We start from the raw sequence: 6,096 nt of genomic DNA, 5'->3' as shown, positions 1-6,096 counted from the left end.
ATGTCCGCCAACCCCGCGGCAACAGCGGCAGCCGAACCGCTGGACGAACCGCCAGGCACCCGGTCCGGCGCCTGCGGATTGATCGGTGTGCCGGTCAAGTCGTTGATGCCGGTGACGCCAAACGCCAGTTCGTGCAGGTTGGTCTTGCCGACGATTTGCCAACCCGCCGCGAGGATCGCATCGACCACCTCAGCGTTGCGCAGGGCCGGCAACGCGTGGGCAAAGGCCCGGCTGCCGGATTGGGTGGCGTGGCCGGCAATGTCGATGGAATCCTTGATGGCGACGCGCTTGCCGCTGCCACCGAGGAGGAATTCGCTGATAAAGATGCTCATGCGCCCAGCTCCGTATTGAACAGGCGTTGCGTGCGGAAATGCGCAATCAGCCAGACACCGTCGACGCGACGAAAATCGATGTTCAAGCGCGTGCCGAACAACTCGTTGCGACCATCGCCATAGGTGGAGATCTGCTGCATGATCCACTGCCCTTGCGCCCCGCTGCCGTCGACCACAATCGACTCGCTGGTGAGGTAATGCAGATTCAACCGGAAGTGATCCGACGGTGGCAGGTAACCCCCGACAAACGCGGCCACGGCGTCGCGCCCCCGGTGTTGGCCGAAGGTCTGTGCAGTCTGGCTGCCGACGCCTTCCCAGATCGCGTCAACGGTGAACAATTGCGCCAGTTCATGAACCTGGGTCTCGGCCCTCGGCACATCGCACAGGTCCATGTAGCGCGCCATCAACCGGCGCACCTGGCTTTCCCCTTCGAGCGTCTCGAGACGCTGCAGCAAGGCCTCGTTCATGGCTCAGACCCGGGCTGCTTCAGGGATGGTCAATGGGCGACCGATACGCGCTTCGACCTTGGCATAGCGCCACAGGCTGTACTCGTTCACCGGCGTGGTGCGGAACAGGTTGCAGGCGTCGATCACCGTTTGGTGGCAGTCGACGTCGGCCATGATGTAGACGGTCCAGGGCGACGTCGTGGACGGACCCACCATCAGGCGGTCATCGTCCATGGCGCCGAGCACGGTGATGCCCGGCATGGCGCCGAGATCGCCCATCATCTGGCTGAAGCCCTTCCACACGCTCAGGCCTTCGCCGGTGGGCAGGTCAAAAAAGTTCTGGGTGATGCCGATGCAAAAAACGACGCGCAACGGTTCTTGGGTGGTCTGGGACATGGGTGTTTATCCTTGAATGGAAAATTCAGATGTAGCCAGGGAACGGCGGTACGCCGAGGAACACCGAACCGGCGCCGTCGTACAGGCCTTCGCTGAGAAAGGCGTGTTGGGTGACCACCATCGAATCGCGCAGGTAGCGCTGAAGTGGATGGCGCAGGTAAATGGCGGTGGTGCCGGCCAGGCTGTAAGCGCTTTGCACCACTCGCGCACCGGCCTGGGACACGTGAATCGCGGACAGGCGCAACAGGCTGGTCTGTTCAGGCGTGACCGGGTTGCCGGCGACGATCGAGTTCCACACCTGTTCGGTGGCGCCGTAGAAAAAGCTGCGTGCGGCAGCCAGTTGCGCTTCGGCCTTGGCGATTTCGATGCGCACATAAGCGCGGTCCGACAATTTCGGCGCGCCGGTGATGCCGCTGCCGCCCGCCATGCGGCTGATTTCGTCCAGCGCCGCACGGGCCAGGCCGAGGTTCACCACCGCCAGCACTTGCGCGGCGTAGGCAATGGAGGGGTAGCGGAACAGCGGTTCGTCGATGGTTGCGGCACCGCCACGGATGAAGGTCCAGCGTTCATCGATGCGTTTATCACTGACGCGCAAGTCGTGACTGCCGGTGCCTTTGAGACCAACCACCTCCCAGTTTTCGACGATCTCGACCTGCTCCGGGCGGAATACGGCGGTGCGAGGCTTGCCGCCAGCGGCACCGATGCCAACCCCCAGCAGGTCAGCGCCTTTACAGCCGCTGGCGAATTTCCAGGTGCCATTGACCTGCCAGCCACCTTCGACCGCTTCGGCCGGTTGCAAGGGAAACAGCCCGCCGGCGAACACCAGGTCCGGGCTTTCTGCGTAGAGTTCCGCCAGGGTTTCCCGCGGCAAAGCGGCGAGGTAGACACCGGCGCTGCCGAAGCTGGCCACCCAGCCCGCCGAACCGTCGGCTTCGGAGATGCGTTCGATCATCTTAAGGAAAAGCGCCGGCGCCAACGCGTCGCCACCGAAGCATTTGGGCGTGGCTGCACGGTAGATGCCGACCTGCTTGAAGCGCTCGATCATGTCCCGTGGCACATGGGAGCCGGCGTCGAATTCATCCCGACGCTGGCGCACTTCCTCTAGCACCTGCTCGAAGGCATGAGCGTCGACGAGGCTCTCATCGACACCTGGCCGCGGGTCTTTCTGGGCGACAGCTGCACGCAGCATGGGCTAGTTCTCCGTTTTGATTATTGTTAGTGGCAATGACCCGCCTCCTGTAGGAGCGAGCTTGCTCGCGAAAAGCGTGTGCACAACGCGGTCATTCAGACAGAGCGCGTTATCGTTAACGTCCATCGCGAGCAAGCTCGCTCCTACAAGGTCGGGGGTCGCTGCCCTTGCATTGAGGCTCAGTGTAAAAACGACCTTGGGCCGCCACTATTGGTGCGTGTCACCCCCCGGCTAAAGAAATCCCCTAGCCCTCCCCCGATAACCTCTGAGCGCATCCCCACGCGCAAGCCGGTATAAAAAGCCATACTTCCACGTTCACCCGTAGTGGAACCTTCCGCCTCCAAGGGCCGCGCGATGTACCTGCCAAAACCGAATGATTTCTACACCCTCATCGAAGCCATGCCGCTGTGCATCATTCTTCACGATGCCCACAACAAGGAGATTCTGTGGGCGAACACCGCCGCCTTGAACGCGCTGGGTTTCACCCTGGAAGAACTGACGCCGCTCAAAGCGCCGGACATGACCCGTGATGCGCCCAAGTACCGGCGCTCGGTGGGCTTACGCTGGCTGGAAGGCGCCGCACGCACCGGCCAGCGCGCCATTGAATGGTGTTATCGGTCCAAGCAAGGGGTGGAGATTCTTTCCGAGGCGGTCGCGACCCTGGTCCACCTGGACGGGCGCGATGTGTTGATGGTGCAGTTCCGCGATATTTCCAGGGAAGACAAGGTCAAGCGCGATCTCAAGCGCTTCGAAAGCCGGCTGAAGGCGTTCATGCAGGACCTGGCCGAAGGCGTTGCCGTGCTCGGTCCGCAGGGTGATATCCGTTTTATCAGCGACTCCGGCGCGCACCTGCTCAAGGGCGAAGAGCACCAGTTGATCGGCAAGAACTTCCTCGACTGGTGTGACGATGTCTCGCATCAACGCCTGCTCGCGCAACTGGCCAGCGAAACGCCGGAGCACGCGCCGTTCAGCGTGCATTACCACGTGCAACGGCGCGACGGTGAATGGCGCTGGCACGAGGCAACGTGCCGTTTTATCGAGATTGAAGACGATCTGGTGGGCCACCTGCTGCTGTTTCGCGACGTCACCGAACAGGTACGCGCTGAAGAGGCCCGGCGGGTGAGCGAGCAAAAACTCGAGTACCTGGCCCGCTATAACGCCATGGGTGAAATGGCCGTGGCCATCGCCCACGAGCTGAGTCAGCCACTGGCGGCTACCCGCAATTTCATCGAGGGCGCGGTGATTCGGCTGGGCAAGGATCAATCCGGCGACCAGGGCGTGGCCTGGGGTTTGCAAAACGCCGTCAGGCAGATCGAGCATGCGTCGCTGATCATCAAAAGCGTGCGCGATTACGTGGTGAAACTGGAGCAAAGCGAAGAGCGGATCGACCTCAATGAGCTGTTACGCGAGACCCGCTACTTCATCAGCTTGCGGGCGGACCCGAGTGCCGTCCGGGTGGAGATTGTCACCAGCGACACGTCGCTGTGGGTGAGTTGCGAGAAAGTGTTGATCGGCCAGGTGATATTGAACCTGGCGTTTAATGCGATTGAAGAAATGAGCGACCTGCCCGTCGAGCGCCGCCTGCTGCGCATCCATGCCAGCCAGGGTAATGACGTAGCATTGGTGCGCATCGAAGACAGCGGCCGGGGCATCCAGGCCGAGGCGCAGGAAAAGCTGTTCGACGGGTTTTTCTCGTCCAAGGTCAGTGGCAATGGCATTGGATTGGCGCTGTGCAAAAACATCATCGGGCGCCACCGCGGCGACATCTGGGCACAGAACCTGACACCTTGCGGAGCGGTATTCACCTTCTCCCTTCCCCTCGCCACTCCCTGACGCACCCCCACCTTTCACCCTGCACTGCCCATGTGGCGAGGGAGCTCGCTCCCGCTGGGCTGCAAAGCAGCCCCCGGCATTCTTCCAGCCACACCGTACCCGCCGGTTTTGCGACTGCTGCGCAGCCGAGCGGGAGCAAGCTCCCTCGCCACGAGGAGTGCAGGCGCTGGAATGGCCCGCTGTGACAGTGATTCCATAAAACCAACCACAACCCAATCCCTCTGCCAACCACCATCCCGTGGCGAGGGAGTTTACTCCCGCTCGGCTGCGAAGCAGCCCCCGGCATTCTCCCATCCAACCACCATCCTGTGGCGAGCTCGCGAAGTCGGTGCAATTTCGGCTCGGCGAAAGGCGGCCCTGAAGACTGGCACAGACACACAACCACTTGGCAGCCACAGCAATTCTCCCGTTTCCCCGGCAGGGCAGAATCGAACTGCAAAAATCTGCCTCTGCACCCGCGATTCGCGTGAACAATAATTCAGGGAGTTCCCCCTAATGCGAGCCACCAGGATCACCGTACAGTCAGCGCTGAGTATCAGCCTGCTCGTACTCGGTTTGAACAATGCCAGCGCGGATTTGCCCGCTGACACGATCGGCCAGACTGTGTTGCCATTTCCGCCGCAAGCCCACCGGGCCTTTGTCGTCGATGTCGAATTCGAAAGTTTCGTGGTCGGCCGTGTCACCGTGGTCGACCCCGACAAAAAACGCATCCTTGGCATGGTCCCGACCGGTTTTGCGGCGCCCTCGACGCTCAGCCACGATCAGAAAACCCTCTACAGCGCCGACATCTTCTACTCCCGTGGCACCCGTGGAACACGCACCGACGTGCTGACCGCCTGGGACAGCTCGACCCTCTCGCCCGCCTGGGAGTTGTTGATTCCGACCAAGCGCGCCGAGTCGCTGACCCAGCGTTACGGGCTGAAGACCAGCAGCGATGACCGCTTCGTCTACGTCTACAACTTCACCCCATCGACCTCGGTCACCGTGGTCGACACCCAGACCAAGGCAGTGACCTCGGAAATCGCCATCCCCGGTTGCGTCCTCAACTACCCGGTTGGTAACCGCCGCTTCGCCTCGTTGTGCGGCGACGGCAGTTTGCAGCTGGTCACGTTGAATGATCAGGGCCTGGAAACCGCGCGCAGCCGCACGCCGTTCTTCGACCCCAATGCGGAGAAGCTGGTAGAGCGCGCCGTCAACGTCGGCGACACCTACTACTTCACCACCACGACCGGCACCGTCCGCCCGGTGGATTTCGCCGGCGACGCGCCGAAGATCCTGCCGTCCTGGTCGCTGACCAACGATGAAGAAAAGAAAGCCGGCTGGGCACCGGGAGGCTGGCAGTTGATGGCAGTCGCTCCAAAACTCAACCGCTTGTACGTGCTGATGCACGACGCCCATGAACCGATGAAGTGGGAAGACCCCAGCCCGCTGATCTGGGTCTTCGATCTGAACACCCGGAAAAAAGTGGCGACCCTGCAAGCCCCGGTTCCGGTGTGGAGCATGCAGGCGACCGGCGACGACAAACCGCTGTTGCTCGGTGCCGACGTTGAAGGCGGCTTGCAGATCTTCGACCTCACATCCAACACGCTCACTGGCAGCATGCCAAAAGTCGCGAAGACGGCGACTCAGGTCATGAGCTACTAACGAGGTTCGGCCATGCACATCGATCCGATCTTCATCATTGCCAGCGCACTCGCCATCGCGGTGTTGCTGGCCAGCGCCGCGACCCACAAGTTGCGTGCGCCGGCACGTTTTGCCAAACAGCTGGCGGACTATCAGCTGTTGCCCGAGGCGCTGGTGCGTCCGAGCGCTCGGGTGATTCCGGTGGTTGAACTGGCAATCGCCTTCGCGCTGCTGGTGCCGGTCAGCCGGTCATGCTTTTGATCAGCGTAACTTTAAC

6 protein-coding genes and 1 pseudogene are annotated in these 6,096 nt (G+C 61.8%); 3 read left to right on the top strand and 4 right to left on the bottom strand.

Going from position 1 to position 6,096, the window contains the following annotated elements:
- From GBC55_RS29415 to GBC55_RS29400, 4 genes are all read right to left on the bottom strand, one after another.
- Positions 1-332 (bottom strand): amidase family protein (locus GBC55_RS29415; RefSeq protein WP_247267066.1); only part of this gene is annotated, 332 nt, incomplete at its 3' end.
- On the bottom strand, positions 329-799 hold the full coding sequence (locus tag GBC55_RS29410; protein ID WP_162441145.1) for a nuclear transport factor 2 family protein: 471 nt from the start codon (positions 797-799) through the stop codon (positions 329-331). The genes GBC55_RS29410 and GBC55_RS29415, both read right to left, overlap by 4 nt.
- Before the next feature lie 3 nt (positions 800-802).
- Positions 803-1,174: a hypothetical protein gene (locus GBC55_RS29405; RefSeq protein WP_162441144.1), complete on the bottom strand. Its 372-nt coding sequence runs from the start codon at positions 1,172-1,174 to the stop codon at positions 803-805.
- Between the two features lie 25 nt (positions 1,175-1,199).
- Positions 1,200-2,363: an acyl-CoA dehydrogenase family protein gene (locus tag GBC55_RS29400; protein WP_162441143.1), complete on the bottom strand. Its 1,164-nt coding sequence runs from the start codon at positions 2,361-2,363 to the stop codon at positions 1,200-1,202.
- A 354-nt stretch (positions 2,364-2,717) separates the two neighbouring features.
- Between GBC55_RS29400 and GBC55_RS29395 the strand changes: the two genes are divergently transcribed.
- The 3 genes and pseudogenes from GBC55_RS29395 to GBC55_RS29385 all read left to right on the top strand — a co-directional run.
- Positions 2,718-4,196 (top strand): ATP-binding protein, encoded by a 1,479-nt coding sequence (locus GBC55_RS29395; RefSeq protein WP_162441142.1) that lies wholly within the window; start codon positions 2,718-2,720, stop codon positions 4,194-4,196.
- 495 nt (positions 4,197-4,691) lie between these two features.
- Positions 4,692-5,840, top strand: a complete 1,149-nt coding sequence (locus tag GBC55_RS29390; RefSeq protein WP_162441141.1) for an amine dehydrogenase large subunit — start codon at positions 4,692-4,694, stop codon at positions 5,838-5,840.
- Positions 5,841-5,852: 12 nt separating this feature from the next.
- A pseudogene (locus GBC55_RS29385) lies at positions 5,853-6,068 on the top strand (MauE/DoxX family redox-associated membrane protein); the annotation flags it as partial.
- Positions 6,069-6,096: the final 28 nt, after the last annotated feature.

Origin of the sequence: Pseudomonas sp. TNT3 (assembly GCF_010095445.2) — a bacterium.
In the GTDB taxonomy this organism is placed as follows: domain Bacteria; phylum Pseudomonadota; class Gammaproteobacteria; order Pseudomonadales; family Pseudomonadaceae; genus Aquipseudomonas.
The sequence above is the reverse complement of the archived record's forward strand: the minus strand, read 5'-3'. Positions and strand labels throughout refer to the sequence as shown.